This window comes from Hoeflea sp. EC-HK425, from assembly GCF_902498795.1.
GTDB lineage: Bacteria > Pseudomonadota > Alphaproteobacteria > Rhizobiales > Rhizobiaceae > Hoeflea > Hoeflea alexandrii.
In genome coordinates this window covers 4199460-4219773 of the sequence record NZ_LR701572.1, presented here as the reverse complement: position 1 = coordinate 4219773, position 20314 = coordinate 4199460, and the positions used below count along the sequence as shown (strand labels likewise).

Here is a 20314-nt window from a genome sequence, read left to right as displayed (position 1 = left end):
AAGTGACCAGAATTGAGAAGAACGGGCTGAAGATCAGTGCCGACCTGCACGATTTTATCGTCAACGAAGCCATACCGGGCACCGGCGTCGAGCCGGACCGGTTTTTTGAAGCGTTTGGTCAAGCCGTTTCCGATCTTGCGCCAAAGAATCGCGCCTTGCTCGCCAAGCGCGATGCGATGCAGGAAAAGATCGATGCCTGGTACCGCGAAAACGGCGCACCCGTCGATATGGCTGTCTACAAGGATTTCCTGATCTCGATCGGCTATCTGCTGCCCGAAGGCGGTCCGGTCCAGGTCTCGACCGAAAACGTCGATCCGGAAATCGCGCTGATTGCAGGCCCGCAGCTTGTCGTGCCGGTGATGAACGCCCGCTTCGCGCTCAATGCCGCCAATGCGCGCTGGGGTTCGCTTTACGACGCGCTTTACGGCACCGATGCGCTCGGCGACCTGCCCAAGCCTGGCGGCTATGACGATGAACGCGGCGGTCGCGTCATTGCCTGGGCCAAGTCTTTCCTGGACGAGAGTGCACCGCTGACCGGCGCCAAGTGGGCCGATGTCACCGGCTTCGAATTCGAAAATGGCGAGCTCAGGATCACGACCGACGGTGGCGAAACGAAGCTGGCCGATGAAACCCAGTACACCGGCTTCAAGCGCGACACTGATCATGCCTACCGGCTCTATTTCAGCAAGAACGGCCTGTATGCCGTGGTCTGCGTTGATCCTGCCAGCGTCATCGGCAAGACCGACAAGGCAAACATCTCCGACGTGATCCTCGAATCGGCCGTTACCGCGATCATGGATTGCGAAGATTCCATCGCTGCCGTCGATGCCGAAGACAAGACGCTGGTCTATCGCAACTGGCTCGGCCTGATGAAGGGCGATCTGGCCGAAGAGGTTCACAAGGGCGGCAAGAGCTTCATCCGCAAGCTTCACGGCGACATCGAATACACAACGCCGGACGGCAAGGCCGCGACGCTGAAGGGTCGCTCACTGATGCTGGTCCGCAATGTCGGCCACTTGATGACCAACCCGGCCATCCTAGATCACGACGGAAACGAGATCCCCGAAGGCATCATGGACGCCTTCATGACCGCGCTCATCGCGTTGCACGATATCGGTCCCGATGGCCGCCGCGCCAATTCCGCCACCGGTTCGATGTATGTGGTCAAGCCGAAGATGCATGGCCCTGAGGAAGTGGCTTTCGCCGTCGAGATCTTCGGCCGCGTCGAGGCGGCTCTCGGCATGGCGCCCAACACCATCAAGATGGGCATCATGGACGAGGAGCGCCGCACCACTATCAACCTGAAGGAATGCATCCGCGCTGCCAGCAAGCGTGTTGTGTTCATCAACACCGGCTTCCTTGACCGCACCGGCGACGAGATTCACACCTCGATGGAAGCCGGCCCGATGATCCGCAAGGGCGACATGAAGCAGGCCGCCTGGATTGCCGCCTATGAAAACTGGAATGTTGATATCGGCCTTGAATGTGGTCTGGCCGGGCACGCCCAGATCGGCAAGGGCATGTGGGCCATGCCCGACATGATGGAAGCGATGCTGGAGCAGAAGATTGGTCACCCGAAGGCCGGCGCCAACACCGCCTGGGTGCCTTCGCCGACCGCGGCAACGCTGCATGCCACCCATTATCACAAGGTCAATGTCGCCGGCGTCCAGACCACGCTGCGCTCTCGCGAACGTGCAAAGCTCGATGATATCCTGTCGATCCCGGTGGCGAAGAATCCCAACTGGACGCCGGAGGAAATCCAGCGCGAGATCGACAACAACGCGCAGGGCATTCTTGGCTATGTCGTGCGCTGGGTTGATCAGGGCGTCGGCTGCTCCAAGGTTCCCGACATCAACAATGTCGGCCTGATGGAAGACCGCGCAACGCTGCGCATCTCGGCTCAGCACATGGCCAACTGGCTGCATCACGGCGTCGTCAGCAAAGAGCAGATTGTCGAAACCATGAAGCGCATGGCGGTGGTGGTCGACGGCCAGAACGCAGGCGATCCGGCCTATCATCCGATGGCGCCGGACTACGACAAGTCGGTGGCCTTCCAGGCGGCCGTCGAACTCGTGCTTGAAGGCCGTGCCCAGCCAAACGGTTACACCGAACCGGTGCTGCATCGCCGCCGTCTCGAACTCAAGGCCGGCGCCGCCTGAGCCGGCCCGGCTGCTCGTCTGCGGATCGAAAGACAAGAAAGCCCGCCCGGGTCACCCGGGCGGGCTTTCGAATTCCAGCAGGGTCTGAGCGAAGCTACTGCTTGACCACCACGCGGGCGTTCTTGCCCGGGCGGACGCGATTGTAAAGATCGATGATGTCCTGGTTCATCAACCGGATGCATCCCGAAGAAGCGGCCGTGCCGATCGACTTCCATTCCGGCGTGCCGTGCAATCTGAACAGCGTATCCTCGCCCTTCTGGTTGAACAGGTAGAGGGCGCGCGCCCCCAGCGGATTTTTCAGGCCGGGCTTCATGCCGTCTTCGCCGTATCTCGCCAGTTCCGGCTTGCGGTCGATCATCTCCTTCGGAGGAGTCCATTTCGGCCATTCCTGCTTCCAGGCAATATAGGCCTCGCCTTCCCAGGCAAATCCGGCCTTGCCGACGCCGATGCCGTAGCGCACGGCCTTCTTGCCCGGCAGAACCAGATAGAGGAAGCGCTTGGGTGTATCGACGATGATGGTACCCGGCTTTTCCCGTGTATTGTAGGAAACGATCTGGCGGTGGTATTTTTTGTCGATCTTGCTGATCGGAACGGCGGGAATCGAATAACCGGAATCGGTAACCGAGCCATATTCGGATGTGAAGATCTGCGAGGTCGAGCCGGAAACGCCGCCTTCGGTGCTGGCGGAGCAACCGGCAAGAGCGAGCGCCGCAACCAATCCGGCAATGGTAAGCGAAGAACGAAGGGCCATTTTGAAAACTTCCGAATGCAAGGCGTGAACGACAGGTGTGAACCGCGGTCAACGTGAAGCCTGTTATTTTAATTAAGTCTTAACTATGCAATTGTTTTGCATAAAATATCACATCAAGCTTCATGCTTTGTTAGGCCTCATTGCTTTTCTGCAACAGGGCTACCACCGGACGTTGCGATAGACCATAGGCCATGGCAGGTATAGGTCAATGACAATCATTTCCCCACATTCCGCAAACCCGCTCGTCGATGGGCGGCAGTCCGATCGCGCAATGATGGTGCGCCGGGGCGTGCAACGGTTGTTTTCGGATCTGCGTTTGTCGATGGTACCGGAATTGGCGCTTGCCTCCGGCCGCCGTGCCGATCTGGTGGCGCTTGGTGGCAATGGCGAGATCTGGATCGTCGAGATCAAGTCGTCGGTCGAGGACTTCCGCTCGGATCACAAGTGGCCCGAGTACCGGCAGCATTGTGACCGGCTGTTTTTCGCCACGCATGGAGGTGTGCCGGCGGATTTGTTCCCGAAGGAGTGCGGGCTGATCATCGCCGATGAATGGTCCGGCCATATGCTGCGAGAGGCCCCGGAACACCGTCTTGCCGCCGCAACGCGCAAGGCGATGCTGCTCCGGTTCGCCAAGGCTGCGGCTGACCGGCTTCTGCTCGCCGAACTGGCCGCAGGCTGAGGCAGGCCGTGCAACAAGGGTCAGCGCGGGGCGCGTTTCGCCAGGATCCTTTGCAGGGTCCGGCGATGCATGTTGAGCCGCCGCGCTGTCTCTGAAACATTGCGCTCGCACATCTCGTAGACCCGCTGAATGTGCTCCCACCGGACCCGGTCGGCAGACATCGGGTTTTCCGGAACCTCGGCCCGCTCTCCGGGCTTTCGGGTCAGCGCTGCGTAGACTTCGTCCGCATCGGCCGGCTTGGCAAGGTAGTCGATGGCACCCAGCTTCACCGCTGTCACAGCCGTGGCAATGTTGCCATAGCCTGTCAGCACGATGATCCGCGTGTCGTCACGGCGTTCGCGGATGGCCTCGATCACGTCCAGCCCGTTGCCGTCCTGAAGCCGCATGTCGACAACGGCATATTTCGGTGTTCGTGCCCGGGCCTTGGCGAGACCTTCAGCCACGCTTTCGGCAATCTCCACCGCGAAGCCGCGCGTTTCCATGGCGCGCGCGAGCCGGCGCAGAAAGGGTCCGTCATCGTCGACGAGCAGAAGCGAGGCGTCTGGTCCGATCGACTCGGCTTCTGCAGTTTGGGCGATTTCGCCGGTCATGATTCACCTCACAGGTGCTGGCAATGCAGTTTTCAACAACGGATTTAATGCGTTTTTGGAATTTATCCAGTTCCGGACCCGTTCAAACCGCGTTATCCGCCCCAAACAGGTCCATTTTCTCCCGTGGCCAGCTGACCTCCACATGCGCGCCGGTCGTCGGTGCATGCCTGTTGGAGAATTTCAGCGATGCTCCGGAGCGTTCCAGGAGCGTCTTGGCGATGAACAGACCAAGTCCCAGGCCGCCGCCCGTGTGCCGGTCGAGCCGGTTTTTCCTGTTCATGAACGGAACCCCGATCTGGGTCAGCACATCCGGCGCGAAACCAGGCCCGTCATCGTCGATAGAGATCACCACCCGGTCGCGGTCCTGGGTCACCGTCACCGTGACCCGGCTTCTGGCGAAGTCGACGGCGTTCTCGATCAGGTTACCCAGACCGAACAGAATCGCCGGATTGCGCCGGCCGATCGTCTCGCGCATCTCGGAATCTCGGTGCACGACCTCGATGGCGATACCGAATTCACGGTGTGGTGCAATCACTTCCTCGATCAGAGAGCCCAGCGGCAGCCGCACCATGTGGGCCTCGTCCTCGGCTGAAAGGGTGGTCAGCCGCCTCAGGATGTCACGGCATCGCTCGGTCTGACTGCGCAAAAGCATCAGGTCATCGGTAAACCGCGGATCGTTGACCAGCGCCTTTTCCATTTCCCGCGCCACCAACTGAATGGTTGCCAGCGGGGTTCCGAGCTCGTGGGCAGCCGCCGCGGCCAGGCCGTCCAGCGCCGAGATGTGCTGCTCGCGCTGCAACACCAGCTCGGTCGCAGCCAGCGCATCGGCAAGCTGACTGGCTTCGGCGGATACCTGGAAAGAGTAGAACGCCGCGAAGGCGGTGGTGGACACGATCGCGATCCAGGTTCCTAGAATAAGGAGAAACGGCACCTCGAAAGAGCTGTCTGGATACCAGGGCAGCGGCAGTGAGAAGAATGCCAGGACCGTGACCGCGGCCACGGACAGTGCGCCCAGGCTCAAGGTGTGACGCACCGGTTGCGAGGTCGAGGATATGATCACCGGAACGCACAGCAGTACCGAGAACGGATTGGCCAGACCTCCGGTCATGAACAGCAGGCCGGACAGTTGCAACACATCGAACGACAGCACCGCTGTTGCCCCCAGCGGCGGCAGCCGGTGCGCTGCCGGAAACCGCACCGACAGGAACACGTTCAACCAGGCGGAACAGGCAATCAGCGCAAAACAGAACAGTTCCGGTACCGGAAATCCGTAGCCGTGGCCGATGATCAGCACCGTTACGCTCTGTCCGACAACGGCCAGCCACCGCAGCCGTGTCAGGGTCTGCAGCCGCAGACGATGCCGGATCGAGTGATCTTCAAGACTGGCGGGAAGGACGTTCATGCAGTCGATCTAGCGCATCGTGTGCGGGTTCCACAATCGGTTTTGCTGAAACCCTTCAAGTGCCGCGCGGCTTGGCACGGTGCGTGGGTGCCGCCTCCGCAGGGTTTTCCGGCCAGGGATGGCGTGGATAGCGCCCGCGCATCTCGGCCCGTACATCGGCCCAGGAGCCCTTCCAGAAGCCGGGCAGGTCGCGCGTGGTCTGGATCGGGCGCTGCGCCGGCGACAGCAGCTCCAGCGTCAGCGGCAACCGCCCGCCGGCAATCGCCGGATGACGGGTCTCGCCGAACAGCTCCTGTACCCGGATGGCAATCGCGGGGCTTTCAGCCTCATAGCGGATCGGCAGCCTCGATCCGGTCGGCGCCTGGTAATGGGTCGGCGCCAGCCGGTCGAGTTCCTTTCTGGCGCCGGGCCCGCACAGGGACAGCAGGCCCTCGTTCAGACCGTCCCGGTCGATGCCCTTGAGCGACATGACACCTGGCTGATAGGGCGCGAACCATGTCTCGAGCCCCTCGAGCAGCGCTTCATCCGAAACATCCGGCCACGGCGCGCCGAGGCTCCTGTGCAGAAAGCCGATCCGGTCGCGCAGTTGCAGGCCCGCGCCGGAGAATGGCAGCGCCTTGAAACCGAGTTTCCGGACCGCTCCGCACAAAACCGCCATTGCTGCCGCTTCATCGGGTTTTGGCAGCGGTGTTTCGGCAAGCGTGATCGCGCCAATCCGTTTGATCCGCCGTGCCCGCACGGTGCCCGATGGCGGATCGAACACGCATTCCTCGCTCTCGACTGCCCGGTTGTCGAGCACATCGGTCAGCGCTTCACCGGAGAGTTCGGCGGCGGCGAGAATGCGGGCCGCCTGTGCCTTGCCGCTCATGTCGGCGATCACCAGGAACTCCGATCCGGCCAGCCGGTCGGTTTCTTCGATCATCGCGCCGCGGCCATTGGCGAGCACGAACTTTCCCCTGGCGCCGCGGTGCCGGGCGATCCGGTCCGGAAAGGCGTGCACAAGCAACGCCGCCGCCGGGCAGGGACCGCCGGAGGAAGATTTGCCGCCTGCCAGCCGGCCCGCAAGCGCTCGGGCGGCGGTCCCCCGCGGCGAACGGTCGCCGCGAAACCGCGACAGGCGGACCTCCAGATCGGCATCCTGTCCGCCGAGCCCCTGTTCGGTCAGCAGCACAGCCAGTTCCGCCGCCGCATATCCGTGTCCGTCTTCCTGTCCCGAAACCACCATGGCCGCGAGCCGTGGCGGCAGCGCCAGTGCGCGCATGCGCTTGCCGCGTTCTATGAGGCTGCCATCGGCACCGATCGCGCCAAGATCCTGAAGCAACACCCGCGCCTCGGCAATCGCGGCATCCGGCGGCGGATCGATGAACCGCAGGTCCCGCGGGTCGCTGACCCCCCAGGCCAGGCAATCGAGCACCATGGCGGACAGATCGCTTGCCAGCACCTGCGGTGTCGAGAAGGCCGGCAGCGCCTTGGTCTGTTCGGCCCGCCAGAGCCGCACCGCAATCCCCGGCGCTGTCCGCCCGGCGCGTCCGGCCCGCTGGTCGCCCGAGGCCTGCGACGCCCGGATGGTTTCGAGCCTTGTGATGCCGGTCGAGGGTTCGTAGACCGGTTGCCTCACCAACCCGCTGTCGATGACGATGCGCACGCCATCGATGGTGATCGAGCTTTCCGCCACCGGCGTCGCCAACACGACCTTGCGCCTGCCGTCTGCCGCCGGCTTGATCGCCGCGTCCTGCTCCTGCGAACTCAGCCCGCCATAGAGCGGCTGGATGTCGGTGAGCGGACCCAGCCGGCCTTCGAGCCTCGATGCCACCTGCCTGATTTCGCCCTGGCCCGGTAGAAAGGCCAGGATTGAACCGCTCACGCTTCGGTGGATCGCCTCGATGGCGCTTGCCACGGATGTCTCGATCCGCTCGCCCGGAGCCCGGTCGAGATGGCGGATGTCGACGGGAAAGCTGCGGCCCAGGCTCTCGATCACCGGGCAGTCGTCGAGCAGCACCGCCACCCGGGCGGTGTCGAGCGTCGCCGACATCACCAGGATGCGCAGATCCTCTCTGAGGCCCGACTGGATGTCGAGTGCCAGCGCCAGTCCGAAATCGGCCTCCAGCGCGCGTTCGTGAAATTCGTCGAAAATCACGCAATCGATGCCCTCGAGATCGGGTGACGACAGCGCCATCCGGGTAAACACGCCCTCGGTCACCACCTCGATACGGGTCTTGGCTGAAACCTTTGTATCGAGCCGCATCCGGTAGCCAACGGTTGCGCCGACCTCTTCATCCAGCATCGCCGCCATCCGCCGCGCCGCCGCGCGCGCTGCCAGCCGGCGCGGTTCTATCAGGATGATCTTGCCTTTGAGCCAGGGCTCATCCGCCAGAACCAGCGGCACCAGCGTGGTCTTTCCCGCACCAGGCGGTGCGGCGAGCACCGCATTGGGCCTGTCGGCAAGCGCTGCCCGCAACGGGGCGAGCACATCGGATACCGGCAGATCCTGATAACGGGCGGCAAGATCGCTCACGCCGGGTCGACCTTGTGAACCTGCCCGCCGGCCGCACGGGCGTCGTCCTCGTCATGGGTGACAAGCACCACTGGCAGGCCCGCCCGTCGCGCCCGGTCGAACACCAGCTGTCGTGTTTGGTCGCGCAGATTGGCATCGAGTTTGGAGAACGGCTCGTCAAGCAGCAACAGCCGCGGCCGCGACACCAGCACCCGCTGCAAGGCAACCCGGGCTTTTTGCCCGCCCGACAGCGTATCGGGATCGCGGTCGCCGAACTCGGCAAGACCGGCATCTTCAAGGGCTGCTTCAGCGACCAGCCGGCGCTGCCTGCGACCCTTCACGTCCTCTGGAATGGCGATGGCGATATTGTCGGCGACGCTCAGGTGCGGAAACAGCAGCGGATCCTGGAACAGGATCCCGGCATGGCGTCTTTCCGCTTCCAGCGTCGTCAGGTCGACCCCGTCCACGATCACCCTGCCGCTGGCCGTGAATACTGGATCGAGGAAACCGCCGAGATAGGCAAGCAGGGTGGATTTGCCGGAGCCGGAAGGCCCCATTACGGTCAATGTCTCGCCCCGCCGTACCGTGGCGTCGAGCATCACCAGCACCCGGTCGCCGAGGCAGATATGCACGCGCTCCAGCCGAAGTCCCTGATTGTCGGTCACGCTGTCCACTGTCACACCCGCAAGCCTCGCCGGTTGCGGAATAGCAGGCCCGGCAAACCCGTTGCAATGCTGAAAGCCAGAAACGGCAACAGTGTCTGCATGAAGGCATAGACGCCGATCACCCGGCGGTTGCCCCCGGCTGCCAGCGCCACCGCTTCCGTGGTAACCGTGGTCAGCCGTCCCGCACCGATCAGCACGGTCGGCAGATATTGCCCGACGGAAACCGAGAATCCGACCGCCGCAGCCGTCAGGATGGCCCGCGTCAGCATCGGCAACCGGATCGCAATCAGCGTCCGCGTCCGGCTCATGCCGAGGCCTGCTGCGATAAGGTCATGGCGCCGGTCATGCGCGCGCCAGGGATCGCTCAGCGACAGGAACACGTAAGGAAGCACAAACACCAGATGCGCCAGCACCAGCGCGGAAAAACTGGCGTCAACGCCGAGCCAGATCGACAGCACCTGCAGGCCGAACATGAACGAGATCTGCGGCACGATCAGCGGCAGGTAGATCAGCAGCAGCGCGCCGCCGCCCCGGCCCCGGCCGGTCTCGTATTCGCGTTCGAGGCACAGGATGGTGAGCGTGAGCGCAATCAGCGTCGAAAGCCCGGCCACGGCCAGGGTCGTGCCGAGCGGTCCGCTCATCCGCGGCAGGGCCTGCATCCATGATCGAAGGCTGAAACTGGCCGGCAGCGCATCGGGAAACTGCCAGAGGCCGGAAACCGACCACAAGGCCAGAACCGCAATCCCGCCAAAGACGATGGCGGCTGATGCGACCATCACGCCCCGTGCCGCCGCGCGCAGCACGATGTCCCGCCGCCAGCGGCGACCTGCCTGGCGGCTGCTGCAGACCAGCAGCGCGCCGATGCGCTCAAGCCCGATCCAGGCGACCAGCGCGGTCAGCGTCACGCCGAGCTGCAAAACCGCGCCGGCGGAGGCCAGGAACCGCGTCTCCAGCTCCGGATCGTTCATCCAGTCGATCAGGCGCACGGGCAGCGTCGGCGGCAGGTGCGGTCCGAGGATCAGCGCCACGTCGACCACCGAACTGGCATAGGCGACGACGGCGAACACCGCCAGACGGATCTGCCGGTAGAGCGGCGGCCACAACAGGATGGTAAAGCTGGCGATGCGGCCATAGCCCAGCGAACGCCCGAGCCGCATGGTCTCGACATGCCGGGTCTGCGGCAGGGCGGCGAGCGTTACCAGGAACAGGAACGGGATTTCCTTGACGATCAGGCCCGCCATCATCGACAGCGCCATCGGATCGTTGACGATCAGCAGGTCGGGTGGCCGGTCAAGCCCTGTGAGCCAGGGCGAAACCAGCCGCATCAGCATGCCCGAAGGCGCAATCAGGAACGCGAGCCCAAACGCCGCCGCCGCATGCGGCACCGAAAGAAGCGGCGATATCATCCGCCGCATCCGGGCAAACCCGGCCGTGCCGAGATCGCTGGCGACAAACGCCGCCACCGCGCCGAGCGACACCAGCGTGGTCACCAGTCCGATCAAAATTGACAGAGCCGCCGAACGCATGATGCCCGGCACTTCGCCAAGAGCCGAAAAATGTGCGGTGGTGAAGCGCTCACCGCCAAGTTCGGGCAGGTAGCCCAGCGCCGGAAGCGCGGTTCCCGCCAGCCCGAAGGCCAGCGGGCCGAGCAGGATCGCCAGTGTCAGCGGCGGCGCCAGTCGCGCCAGGCGCACGCCGCCAGCCATGTCAGTCGTCCCCGTTCCGCGCAATCATGGCTGTCAGTTGGCCGCGCCGTAGCGCTTCAGCCACTCGCCCTCGATGCGCTCCATCCAGTCCGGATGCGGTTCATCCAGCGCCGGGCCGAGTTCATCGGGCTTCAGCGTGGCGATGCCGAGGTCCAGCGCATCGAACGCGGCGCGATCATCAGCCGACAGCTTTTCCATCGACAGCACGGTCGGATCGCCCCAGACGGACGGATCCTGCTTGCGGGCCTGGGCTTCAGGCGAAATCAGGAAATTGGCCAGCACCAGCGCACCGGCCTTTGCCGCCGCATTGTAGGGGATTGCCACGAAGTGGGTATTGCCGAGCGTTCCGTCGGTATAGGTGAAGGAACGCACGGTATCAGGCAGCTCGCCCGCAGCGATTCCCGCCGAGGCTTCCGACGGATTGAAAGCGAAGATGATGTCGAGTTCGCCGTCGGCAAGCTTCTGCTTCATGTCGGGATAATTCTGCGGATAGGCCTTGCCGCTGCGCCACAGGTTCGGGTGCAACTTGTCGAGATAGGCAAACAGCGGCGCCACGTCGTCGTTGAATGTCGCGTCAACCACCGGCTGACCCAGCTTGGATCTGTCGGCTATGGTTTCGATCAGCACCTGCTTGAGGAACGACGAGCCAATGAAATCCGGTGGCTGCGGGTAGGAAAAGCGACCGGGATTGCGCTCGGCCCATGCCAGCAATTCGACTGACGAGTGCGGTACGCTGTCTGCCGGCGTGCGGGCGCTGTCATGGAAGAAAACCATCTTGGCACCGCCCCAGGGGCTTTCCAGCCCATCGGTCGGAATGGTGAAATCGGTCAGGATCGTCGGCTTGTTCTCATGGTCGACATAGGTCCAGTTCGGCAGGCCCGTGGTCCAGTCCGGCGCCATCAGCAGGTCCTGCCGCTTCATCGAGGCAAAGTTCTCGCCATTGATCCAGATGAGATCCACCGATCCGCCCTCGTTCTTGCCTGCGGCCTTCTCGGCCAGCACCTTGGCAACAGCGTTGGCGGTGTCATCGAGTTTCACGTGAACCACTTCGACGCCGAAGCGCTCCTTCAGCGTCGTGCCGGCCCAGTCGATGTAGCTGTTGATGTTCTCCGAACCGCCCCATGCGTTGAAATACACCGTCTGGCCCTTGGCTTCCGCAAGCACCGCGTCCCAGTTGCGCGGATCCGGATCGGCAGCCCTGGCCGCCGGCGACAGGGCAAGTGCGGCGCTCAGCGCGCCCGCAATCACGGTCAGGGATTTCAACATGGCAGTTCTCCTCGTCGGCAAAAGTCACTCCACACACCACAGGCCCATGATGGCGTCAACAAAGCCTGTGCGACCGAGCGTCACAATTTGGTGATTCGCACGTGTAGAGGTTGCCGGGTCCGAGCCATTCATTCCTGCCGCGATGCCGAGAGTTCAACCCCCGCTGCGCAGCGGGGACACCGGGGAGGCCTATCGCTCGGTGAGCCTGGCCATCAGCGCGGTCTGGGGCTTGCTCCAGTCGAGCGCCGCTTCCAGCTGCGCGGCCAGCCGGATCAGCACGTCTTCCCGGCCGGGTCTGGCCGAAAACTGCATACCGATGGGCAGCCCTTCGGGCGACCAGGCAACCGGCAGGCTGATCGCCGGTTGACCACTGATATTGTAAAACGACGTGAACGGCGCGAAAGCGAAGACCTTGGACAGGAACGTCTTGATGTCTGCCTCGCCGGCATCAAGCTGCCCGAGCGGCAGCGGCGGTTTGGCGACCGTCGGAGACAGCACCGCATCAAAAGAGCCAAGCTGTCTCAATATCTCCGCGCCGGTCAGGTGGATGCAGGCAATGGCCGCATTGAGTTCGCCACCCGGGATCTGCCGCCCGATTTGCAATGCGCTCCAGACCGACGCTTCGAAATCCTCGCGCCGCGCCACGGTTCCCGTGTGCTTTTCGTGGTAGCCCACAGTGGAAGCAACCGAAGAGCAGATGACATTGAGGAACGCTTCAGCGGCCGGACCGGTCTCATAGCTCAGGCTCGCCGTCTCGGTAACATGGCCGAGCTGTTCCAGCAGCTTGCGGGTACCGTCGAGCGCGTTGCACACTTCCGGATCAACCGCGACGCCGTTCGGTGGTGTCTCAAGGATGCCGATCCGCAATGGCCTCGCCGGGGCGTCGGGGATCTCTGAAAACGACATGTCGTGATAGGGCGGATAATAGGGCGCGGGTTCGCCGCCGTTCTTCAGGCAATCGAGCAATCTTGCCGTATCGCGCACGCTGCGGGTGATGGCGAAGGCGTTGAACGTGTCATGCCAGCCTTCGCCGATATCCAGCCCAGCCAGCACCCGGCCGCGGGTCGGTTTCAGCCCGATCAGGCCGCAGCAGGATGCGGGGATCCGGATCGAGCCGCCGCTGTCGGTCGCGTGCGACAGCGGCACCATTCCCGAGGCCACCGCGGCCGCACTGCCGCCGCTCGATCCGCCGGTGGAGTGCTCCGGGTTCCAGGGGTTTCGCGCGGGTCCCAGAAACCGGGATTCAGTGGTGGAGTTGAGACCGAACTCGGGGGAATTGGTCCGCCCGGCAATGACGAGACCGGCCGCCCGCGCTTTTGCCACGATCGAGCTGTCATGCGAACTGACATGGCCGGCAAAAAACCGGCATCCATGGCTGAGACGGCTGCCCTTGACCAGCGTGTGCAGATCCTTGACCAGGAACGGCACGCCGGCAAAGGGTCCGTCCGGCAGGCCATCCGCGATATCGCGCCGCGCCGCATCGTAGAGCGTCTCCACCACCGCGTTGAGGTGCGGATTGAGGCGCTCGATCCGGGCGATTGCCGTATCGAGCAGCTCCTCAGGCGAGACCTCGCCCTTGCGGACGAAGTCGGCGAGCGCAGTGGCGTCGCGGCTGGTGTAATCCGCCTCTGAAATCATCGCTCAGTCCCTGCCCGCAACCACCAGCGCCCCGGCCAGCGCCTCGGGGTTGGAATACATCACCTCGTGGCTGCCCGGGATCTGGACCAGCCGGCAGGGCGCAACCTTGTGGTACATGCGCGGAAAGAAACCCCATTCGCCGATCGGAAACACCACGTCCTCGGTCGGGTTGATGTAGCTCGTCGGAATCTGCAGAGTTTCGAAGCTGGTCAGATCGATCGGCTCGACGATCGGCCCGAACGGTTCCGGGCACAATTCGTCAAACGCCGCTTTGGCCGTTGCCTCGTCGGCATCGCCGATGAAGCCGTCGCGCCACACCGGCCATGGCGGAAACACCGTATTGTCCGGTGATGCTTCCGCCATCTGCTTGAACAATGCACCGTAATCCGGCGGAACCGCGGCAAGCACCGGCTTGCCATTGCCGGCCAGCAGCGGCGAGATGTAGACAAGACGCCTGATCCGGTCCGCCAGCATCTCGGCTGCCTTGCGCACGACCGAGCCGCCGGCACTGTGCCCGACCAGAACGATGTCGCTCAGGCCGGCGGCCTTCACGGCATCGACCACACAGTCAACGCAGTCCTGGAAGGTGATGGCGACGGATGCGCTGTCTCCCCGCCCGGGAAGCGTCGGGGCGAGGGTCGCGTGCCCCGCCGCATGCAGGTGCTGCTCCACAAAGCGCCAGGAACTGCCGTCATGCCAGGATCCATGCACCAGCACGAATGTGATCTTGTCGTTGTCGCTCGCCATTGTTCTTCCCCTTGACGGTTTGTCGTTGGAAAGAACCTGCCAGCGCCGCGGCCGCCTGTCTTAGGCCGGTATCACGGCCGTTTAGGCGGCTGTCATTTTTCGTCCGAAGCGCTCCGGCGCAGCATGCTCGGCGAAAGCCCGTAGCGTTTCTTGAACGCCGACGAGAAGCTCTGCAGGTGGCTGAAACCCACTTCCTCGGCGATATGGGCCACCGGACGGTCGGTTTCGTCGAGCAGTTGCCACGCGGTCTCAAGCCGGCGGTCGGCGATGTATTCGCTCATCGAGCGGTCGTGCACCGCGCGAAATCCGTAGGACAGCTTGTTGCGGTTGATGCCGAAACGCCGGGCCAGTTCGGAGACCGGCGGTGGCTTGGCGAAAGTCTCGTCGAGCATTTCGCGCACCTGCAGGATGCGGGTCCGGTCCCGCTCTCCCAGCCGGATGCGCGGGCTTGCCCTCTCCCCACGGCCGGCAAATGACAGCGCATTGACAAGCAGTTCCTCCGATTTGGCCTTGGCGTAGATGAGCCGCAGGGTTCCGCGGTGTTTCATCGTCAGCATGTCGGCCACCGCGCGCAGCGACGCCGGATCCATCTCGTAGCGCTGAAAGAAGAAGCCGTCCCCGCCGGTCTGTTCCGCGCTTTCGAGGAACCGGTTGTCCCGGGTCCCAAGAAGCTTGCCGAGATAGGCGCGCCTGACCGAGATCGTCACGCATACGGACCTGCCATTGCCAAAAATATGATGCCCGCAATCCATTCCTTCGGGCTGGTGGAACACCCTGAGCTCCTGGCCGCGCAGCTCGAACCGGCCAAGTTCCTCGAAATCGAAAGCGGCCTTGGCATCGAGACAGAAATTGAACCGGATCCATCCTTCTCCGGCATATTTCACGAAGCCGTCCTGGCGCCAGAAGCAGTCGCTGACGATGATGTTGAAATCCGGATCGAACTCGTAAAAGCCGATCTCGCCCCGCCCCGCTGGCTGGTCGAACGACAGGCGGATCGCCGCATCTGTATCGCCGTCCTCGCTTGAACCGCGAAGCAGCCCGCTCCTCAGGCCAAGGCCATTGGCGGAAAGGCTGATCGCGTCAGCCGGAGCGCTGCTGCCCTGTACGCTGTCAATGCACCTCATTTGACCTCACCCGCCGTTCAACCGTTGCGATTGGGGTGGCAGGCTAAGCCGAATGGCGGGTTATTTCCACTGCCACCTGTCGAGCGGGGTAAAATGCACCGATCACAGCATCAGGCGCGCGCTTGGGCCAGTGATTCCGTGGGAGGTCTGCACGACGGTTCGGATCGCCCTCAGTGCGCCTCGTCCCAGTTCAGGGCCGCGCGGGCGTCGACCTTCAGCGGTACCGCCATATCGACCGCCGGCATGGCGGCGTTTTCCATCACTTCGACAATCACCGGAATGATCGATCCGGCGTCGGCCTCGGCAGTCTCGAAAATCAGTTCGTCATGCACCTGCAACAGCATGCGGGCCTTCTTGCCGGCCTTCTCGAGCGCCGGTTCCATCCGCACCATGGCGCGGCGGATAATGTCGGCGGCGGATCCCTGGATCGGCGCATTGATCGCGGCGCGCTCGTTGAAGGCGCGGACCTGCGGGTTGGAAGAACGGATTTCCGGATAATGCGCCCGGCGGCCGAAGATCGTCGTCACGTAGCCGTTTTCCTTGGCTTCCGCCTTGGTGGCCTCCATGTAATCCTTGATGCCCGGGAAACGCTCGAAATATTTGCGGATGTACTCGCCCGCCTCGGAGCGCTCGATACCGAGCTGATTGGCAAGACCGAAGGCGGAGATGCCGTAGATGATGCCGAAATTGATCGCCTTGGCGCGTCGGCGCACGTCGGAAGGCATGCCCTCTATCGGAACCCCGAACATCTCCGATGCGGTCATGGCGTGAATGTCGACGCCATCGGCAAAGGCTTGCGTCAGCTGCGGAATATGGGCGACATGGGCCAGAACCCGAAGTTCGATTTGGCTGTAGTCCGCCGAGATCAGCACATTGCCCGGCTCGGCAATAAAGGCGGTGCGGATCTTGCGGCCCGCAGCCGTGCGCACCGGAATGTTCTGGATGTTCGGATCCGACGAGGAGAGCCGCCCGGTGGTGGTTGCCGCCATTGCAAACGACGTGTGCACCCGCTTGGTCTCGGGGTTGATGAACCCGGGCAGGGCGTCGGTGTAGGTCGATTTGAGCTTGGTCAGCTGCCGCCAGTCGACGATCTTGCGCGGTAGCTCATGCCCGGCGGCGGCCAGATCCTCGAGCGCCTGGGCGGTGGTTGACCATTGCCCGGTCTTGGTTTTCGTACCGCCCGGCAGGCTCATCTTGTCAAACAGGATCTCGCCGAGCTGCCTGGGCGAGCCGACATTGAAGTTCTCGCCGGCCAGTTCCTGGATTTCCGCCTCCAGCGCTGCCGCGCCTTGTGCCAGTTCGCCCGACAGCCGTGACAGGATCTGCCTGTCGACCCGGATTCCATGCTTTTCCATGCGCATCAGCACCGGCGCCAGCGGCCGCTCCAGCCGCTCGTAGACCGATGCAACCCCGTCTGCCACCAGCCGCGGCTTGAGGACGTGCCACAGCCTGAGCGTCACCTCGGCGTCTTCCGCGGCGTAGGCGGTCGCCTTGTCGATCTGCACCTCGGCAAAGGGAATCGCGTTCTTGCCCGAACCGGTCACGTCCTTGTAGCCAATGGTGGTGTGGCCAAGCCAGCGCTCCGACAGCGAGTCCATGCCATGCCCGCCGGCGCCGGCCTCGAGCACATAGGACAACAGCATCGTGTCGTCGAAACTTTCGATCGAGATGCCGTGCTGCGCCATCACCAGCATGTCGTATTTCAGGTTCTGCCCGATCTTGAGAACCGCCGGGTCCTCGAGCAGCGCCTTGAGTTCGCTCAAGGCCTCCTGCATTGGCATCTGGCCGGCTTGCGCTCCGCCGCCGCCGAGCAGGTCGCCAGCGCCGTTGGAGTGCATGAGCGGCGCATAGCAGGCCCGGACCATCAGATCACCGGTATCGGGCGCGGTTTCCGGCAGCGCCAGCGAGAAACCCACCAGCTCCGCCTGCATCGCATCGAGCGAGGTGGTTTCGGTGTCGAAGGCAACGAGGCCGCGTTCGCGTGCCATCGCGCACCAGGCCTTGAGCTGGTCAATATCGCGCAGCGTTTCGTAGGCCGATGTGTCTATCTTTGCAGAGGCTGTAGCTTCCGCGCGCCGCTTGGCCAGTCCCTGCGGTGTATCATCGCCTTTGCCGCTTGTCCCGGAAGCCCCGGCCTTCCCGGCCTTCCCGGGGTCGAGATCGGGACCGCGCATCTCGGCTGCTGCATCAACGGCCACCTCCGCCGCATCGACCGCGCTGGCATCGGTTTCGGTGGCTTCGGCCACCCGGCGCGTCAGCGAGGTAAACTCCATGCCCTTGAGGAAGGCGACAAGCTTGGGTCCATCGAGCGGGTTGAGCACCAGCTCGTCGAGTTTTTCGGTGACTTCGACATCGTCCTTCAGGCGAACCAGCTCGCGCGAGATCCGCGCCTTGTCGGCAAATTCGATGATGTTTTCGCGCCGCTTGTTCTGCTTGATCTCGCCGGCACGCTCGAGCAGCGTGTCGAGGTCGCCGAATTCCTCGATCAGCTGGGCTGCGGTTTTCGGTCCGATCCCGGGGATACCCGGCACGTTGTCGACCGAATCACCGGTCAGCGCCTGCAGGTCGATCATCTTTTCGGGCGGTACGCCCCATTTCTCGATGACCTCCGGCACGCCGATCTGCCGGTCTTTCATGCTGTCATACATCGACACCTGCGGACCGACGAGCTGCATAAGGTCCTTGTCCGACGATATCACCGTGACATCCGCGCCGGCTTCGCGCGCCAGCCGCGCATAGGTGGCGATCAGGTCGTCGGCCTCGAAGCCCTCCATCTCGATGCAGGGCAAATCGAAAGCCCGTGTCGCTTCGCGGATAACGGCGAACTGTGGCACAAGGTCTTCCGGTGGCGCCGAGCGGTTCGCCTTGTATTCGGGATAGAGCTCGTTGCGGAAGGTTTTCGAGGAATAGTCGAATATCACCGCGAAATGGGTCGGCGTCACCCCGACGGACGTGTCGCGCGCCTCCGACAACAGCTTCCACAGCATGTTGCAGAAGCCCGACACGGCGCCGACCGGCAGGCCGTCGGATTTGCGCGTCAGTGGCGGCAATGCGTGATAGGCGCGGAATATGTAGCCGGAGCCGTCGACGAGGAAGAGATGATCACCTTTTTTCATGCCGCAAGGATTAGCGCGGGGCTGGCACAAGGTCCATGCAGTTTGCCACGCCGTGCCGCTAAATTTCGATCGGCGGCTGGCCCGCCTCGGAAAACTGCTTTAAAGGATGGGCATGGCCTGTTGCCCTGACGGACCCCGGCCCGCCGTTCAGCAGGGTTTCCTCGGCGCCGCGGCTGTCTGGGTGATTCGGGCGCGATCACGCATACGTTACAAAACCGTAATGTTCGTGTCCTTGAAAAGCCACATTCCCCCGACCAAATGTCAATCACCGGCGAACGAATAAGCCGATGTCTGGAAATCACGGCTCGTCCCCCGCCGCTTCCAGACAATGGACAAGGGCCGCCCCGCCCCCCTTATTGGCCCTTGTCCTAACAATACGCCGCCATGGCCTTCCCCTCCGGCCATGGCGGCTTTTCTTTTGCCCGGTCCCGGCGTTAGTCTCTGCGCTTCTGATTCCCTCCGGAGCATTCCATGACCGACCTGACCGCCGCCCTTTCCGCAGCCGACGCCAATTTCGATGACAGTCTCGAGCGCCTGTTCGGTCTGTTGCGCATCCAGTCAATCTCGACGGATCCGGCCTATGCGCCGGAATGCCGCCGTGCCGGGCAATGGCTGGTCGACGAACTCACGGCCCTCGGCTTCGACGCCAGCCTGCGCGACACCACCGGTCATCCCATGGTCGTCGCGCATCACGATGGCGCCACCCCGGATGCACCGCATTATCTGTTTTACGGTCACTACGACGTGCAGCCGGTCGACCCGCTCGATCTGTGGACCGATCCGCCATTCGAGCCGGCGATCAAGGAAATCGCCCCTGGCCGCAAGGCGATTACTGGCCGTGGCGCCTCCGACGACAAGGGCCAGTTGATGACCTTCGTCGAAGCCTGCCGGGCCTGGAAGGCGGCGTCCGGCACCCTGCCATGCCGCATCACCATCCTGTTCGAGGGTGAGGAAGAATCCGGCTCGCCTTCGCTCAAGCCGTTCCTCAAAGCCAATGCCGACGAACTCAAGGCCGAGTGCGCCCTGGTCTGCGACACCGGCATGTGGGACCCAGAAACGCCGGCGATTGCGGTTGCTCTGCGCGGCCTGGTCGGCGAGGAGGTGACAATCCATGCCGCCGACCGCGATCTGCATTCCGGCCTGTTCGGCGGCGCGGCTGCCAACCCGCTGCATATTCTGTCGAAGATCCTCGCCGATCTGCACGATGAGACCGGACGGGTGACGCTCGAGGGCTTTTATGACGGCGTCGAAGAAACCCCGGCGCAGGTTCTTGCCAGCTGGGACAGCCTTGGCAGGACAGCCGAAGACTTTCTCGGCGAAATAGGTCTCTCGGTGCCTTCGGGTGAACAGGGCCGTTCGGTTCTGGAACAGACCTGGGCGCGGCCCACGGCAGAAGTCAACGGCATGTGGGGCGGTTACACCGGCGAAGGCTTCAAGACCGTGATCGCGGCGAAAGCGTCGGCCAAGGTCTCCTTCAGGCTTGTTGGGAAGCAGGACCCCGATCAGGTCCGCGCCTCCTTCCGCGCCCATGTCGAGGCGCGTCTGCCCGCCGATTGCACCGCAAGCTTCTCCCCGCATGGTGGTTCGCCTGCCATCCAGCTGCCGTTTGATTCAGCCGTTGTCACCAAGACGCGCCATGCCCTGACCGACGAATGGCCCAAACCCGCGGTGATGATCGGCATGGGCGGCTCGATCCCCATCGTCGGCGATTTCCAGAACATTCTCGGTCTGCAGTCGGTGCTCTGCGGCTACGGCTTGACCGATGACCGCATCCATTCGCCCAACGAGAAGTATGACCTGACCTCCTTCGCCAAGGGCATCCGGTCCTGGGTCCGCATTCTCGATGCGCTCTCGGTGCGCTGATCGCCGCATTCGATACCCTCGCAAATCGGATTGCCGCATGTCCCGAAGGGGTGGTTTCCTTAACCACCCCTTAAATCGTCGCAATTAGGGTGTTTTCACATCGCCGGGCAGTTT

General features: G+C 63.4%; 14 protein-coding genes. 3 read left to right on the top strand and 11 right to left on the bottom strand.

Annotated elements, in window-relative coordinates; genetic code table 11:
- Nucleotides 1–2 precede the first annotated feature (2 nt).
- Nucleotides 3–2159, top strand: coding sequence for a malate synthase G (locus tag SPHINGO391_RS22765; RefSeq protein WP_152010985.1), 2157 nt, complete (start codon nucleotides 3–5; stop codon nucleotides 2157–2159).
- Between the two features lie 94 nt (nucleotides 2160–2253).
- On the opposite strand, the gene SPHINGO391_RS22760 is transcribed toward SPHINGO391_RS22765, so the two are convergent.
- A complete protein-coding gene (locus SPHINGO391_RS22760; RefSeq protein ID WP_152010984.1) occupies nucleotides 2254–2910 on the bottom strand; it encodes a L,D-transpeptidase in 657 nt (218 codons plus the stop codon).
- 208 nt (nucleotides 2911–3118) lie between these two features.
- Here SPHINGO391_RS22760 and SPHINGO391_RS22755 point away from each other — a divergent pair, with 208 nt between their 5' ends.
- Entirely contained in the window at nucleotides 3119–3589 is a 471-nt protein-coding gene (locus tag SPHINGO391_RS22755) for an MmcB family DNA repair protein (RefSeq protein ID WP_152010983.1), read from the top strand.
- Nucleotides 3590–3609: 20 nt separating this feature from the next.
- On the opposite strand, the gene SPHINGO391_RS22750 is transcribed toward SPHINGO391_RS22755, so the two are convergent.
- The 10 genes from SPHINGO391_RS22750 to polA form a co-directional block, all read right to left on the bottom strand.
- Nucleotides 3610–4179 (bottom strand): ActR/PrrA/RegA family redox response regulator transcription factor, encoded by a 570-nt coding sequence (locus tag SPHINGO391_RS22750; protein WP_152010982.1) that lies wholly within the window; start codon nucleotides 4177–4179, stop codon nucleotides 3610–3612.
- Between the two features lie 82 nt (nucleotides 4180–4261).
- Nucleotides 4262–5581, bottom strand: coding sequence for an ActS/PrrB/RegB family redox-sensitive histidine kinase (locus SPHINGO391_RS22745; RefSeq protein WP_152010981.1), 1320 nt, complete (start codon nucleotides 5579–5581; stop codon nucleotides 4262–4264).
- A 55-nt stretch (nucleotides 5582–5636) separates the two neighbouring features.
- Nucleotides 5637–8096 (bottom strand): ATP-dependent helicase HrpB, encoded by a 2460-nt coding sequence (hrpB, locus tag SPHINGO391_RS22740; RefSeq protein ID WP_152010980.1) that lies wholly within the window; start codon nucleotides 8094–8096, stop codon nucleotides 5637–5639.
- Nucleotides 8093–8749, bottom strand: coding sequence for an ATP-binding cassette domain-containing protein (locus SPHINGO391_RS22735; RefSeq protein WP_244615326.1), 657 nt, complete (start codon nucleotides 8747–8749; stop codon nucleotides 8093–8095). The genes hrpB and SPHINGO391_RS22735 overlap by 4 nt, the downstream gene beginning before the upstream one ends.
- A 2-nt stretch (nucleotides 8750–8751) precedes the next feature.
- Nucleotides 8752–10446 carry an ABC transporter permease gene (locus SPHINGO391_RS22730; RefSeq protein WP_152010979.1) on the bottom strand — a complete coding sequence of 565 codons (1695 nt, stop codon included), beginning with the start codon at nucleotides 10444–10446 and terminating at the stop codon, nucleotides 8752–8754.
- Between the two features lie 33 nt (nucleotides 10447–10479).
- On the bottom strand, nucleotides 10480–11712 hold the full coding sequence (locus SPHINGO391_RS22725) for an ABC transporter substrate-binding protein (RefSeq protein WP_152010978.1): 1233 nt from the start codon (nucleotides 11710–11712) through the stop codon (nucleotides 10480–10482).
- Between the two features lie 189 nt (nucleotides 11713–11901).
- Nucleotides 11902–13350 (bottom strand): amidase, encoded by a 1449-nt coding sequence (locus SPHINGO391_RS22720; RefSeq protein WP_152010977.1) that lies wholly within the window; start codon nucleotides 13348–13350, stop codon nucleotides 11902–11904.
- Between the two features lie 3 nt (nucleotides 13351–13353).
- Nucleotides 13354–14097, bottom strand: a complete 744-nt coding sequence (locus SPHINGO391_RS22715; protein ID WP_152010976.1) for an alpha/beta hydrolase — start codon at nucleotides 14095–14097, stop codon at nucleotides 13354–13356.
- A 92-nt stretch (nucleotides 14098–14189) separates the two neighbouring features.
- Entirely contained in the window at nucleotides 14190–15221 is a 1032-nt protein-coding gene (locus SPHINGO391_RS22710) for an AraC family transcriptional regulator (protein WP_152010975.1), read from the bottom strand.
- Between the two features lie 170 nt (nucleotides 15222–15391).
- Nucleotides 15392–18337: a DNA polymerase I gene (gene polA / locus SPHINGO391_RS22705; RefSeq protein ID WP_152010974.1), complete on the bottom strand. Its 2946-nt coding sequence runs from the start codon at nucleotides 18335–18337 to the stop codon at nucleotides 15392–15394.
- A 471-nt stretch (nucleotides 18338–18808) separates the two neighbouring features.
- Between polA and SPHINGO391_RS22700 the strand changes: the two genes are divergently transcribed.
- Nucleotides 18809–20200, top strand: a complete 1392-nt coding sequence (locus SPHINGO391_RS22700; protein ID WP_152010973.1) for a M20/M25/M40 family metallo-hydrolase — start codon at nucleotides 18809–18811, stop codon at nucleotides 20198–20200.
- Nucleotides 20201–20314: the final 114 nt, after the last annotated feature.

Coding starts and splice junctions, on each gene's coding strand:
- polA (WP_152010974.1), bottom strand. CDS start 18,337: ATGAAAAAAGGTGATCATCTCTTCCTCGTCGACGGCTCCGGCTACATA.
- SPHINGO391_RS22760 (WP_152010984.1), bottom strand. CDS start 2,910: ATGGCCCTTCGTTCTTCGCTTACCATTGCCGGATTGGTTGCGGCGCTC.
- SPHINGO391_RS22725 (WP_152010978.1), bottom strand. CDS start 11,712: ATGTTGAAATCCCTGACCGTGATTGCGGGCGCGCTGAGCGCCGCACTT.
- SPHINGO391_RS22710 (WP_152010975.1), bottom strand. CDS start 15,221: ATGAGGTGCATTGACAGCGTACAGGGCAGCAGCGCTCCGGCTGACGCG.
- SPHINGO391_RS22745 (WP_152010981.1), bottom strand. CDS start 5,581: ATGAACGTCCTTCCCGCCAGTCTTGAAGATCACTCGATCCGGCATCGT.
- SPHINGO391_RS22700 (WP_152010973.1), top strand. CDS start 18,809: ATGACCGACCTGACCGCCGCCCTTTCCGCAGCCGACGCCAATTTCGAT.
- SPHINGO391_RS22715 (WP_152010976.1), bottom strand. CDS start 14,097: ATGGCGAGCGACAACGACAAGATCACATTCGTGCTGGTGCATGGATCC.
- SPHINGO391_RS22750 (WP_152010982.1), bottom strand. CDS start 4,179: ATGACCGGCGAAATCGCCCAAACTGCAGAAGCCGAGTCGATCGGACCA.
- SPHINGO391_RS22720 (WP_152010977.1), bottom strand. CDS start 13,350: ATGATTTCAGAGGCGGATTACACCAGCCGCGACGCCACTGCGCTCGCC.
- SPHINGO391_RS22755 (WP_152010983.1), top strand. CDS start 3,119: ATGACAATCATTTCCCCACATTCCGCAAACCCGCTCGTCGATGGGCGG.
- SPHINGO391_RS22730 (WP_152010979.1), bottom strand. CDS start 10,446: ATGGCTGGCGGCGTGCGCCTGGCGCGACTGGCGCCGCCGCTGACACTG.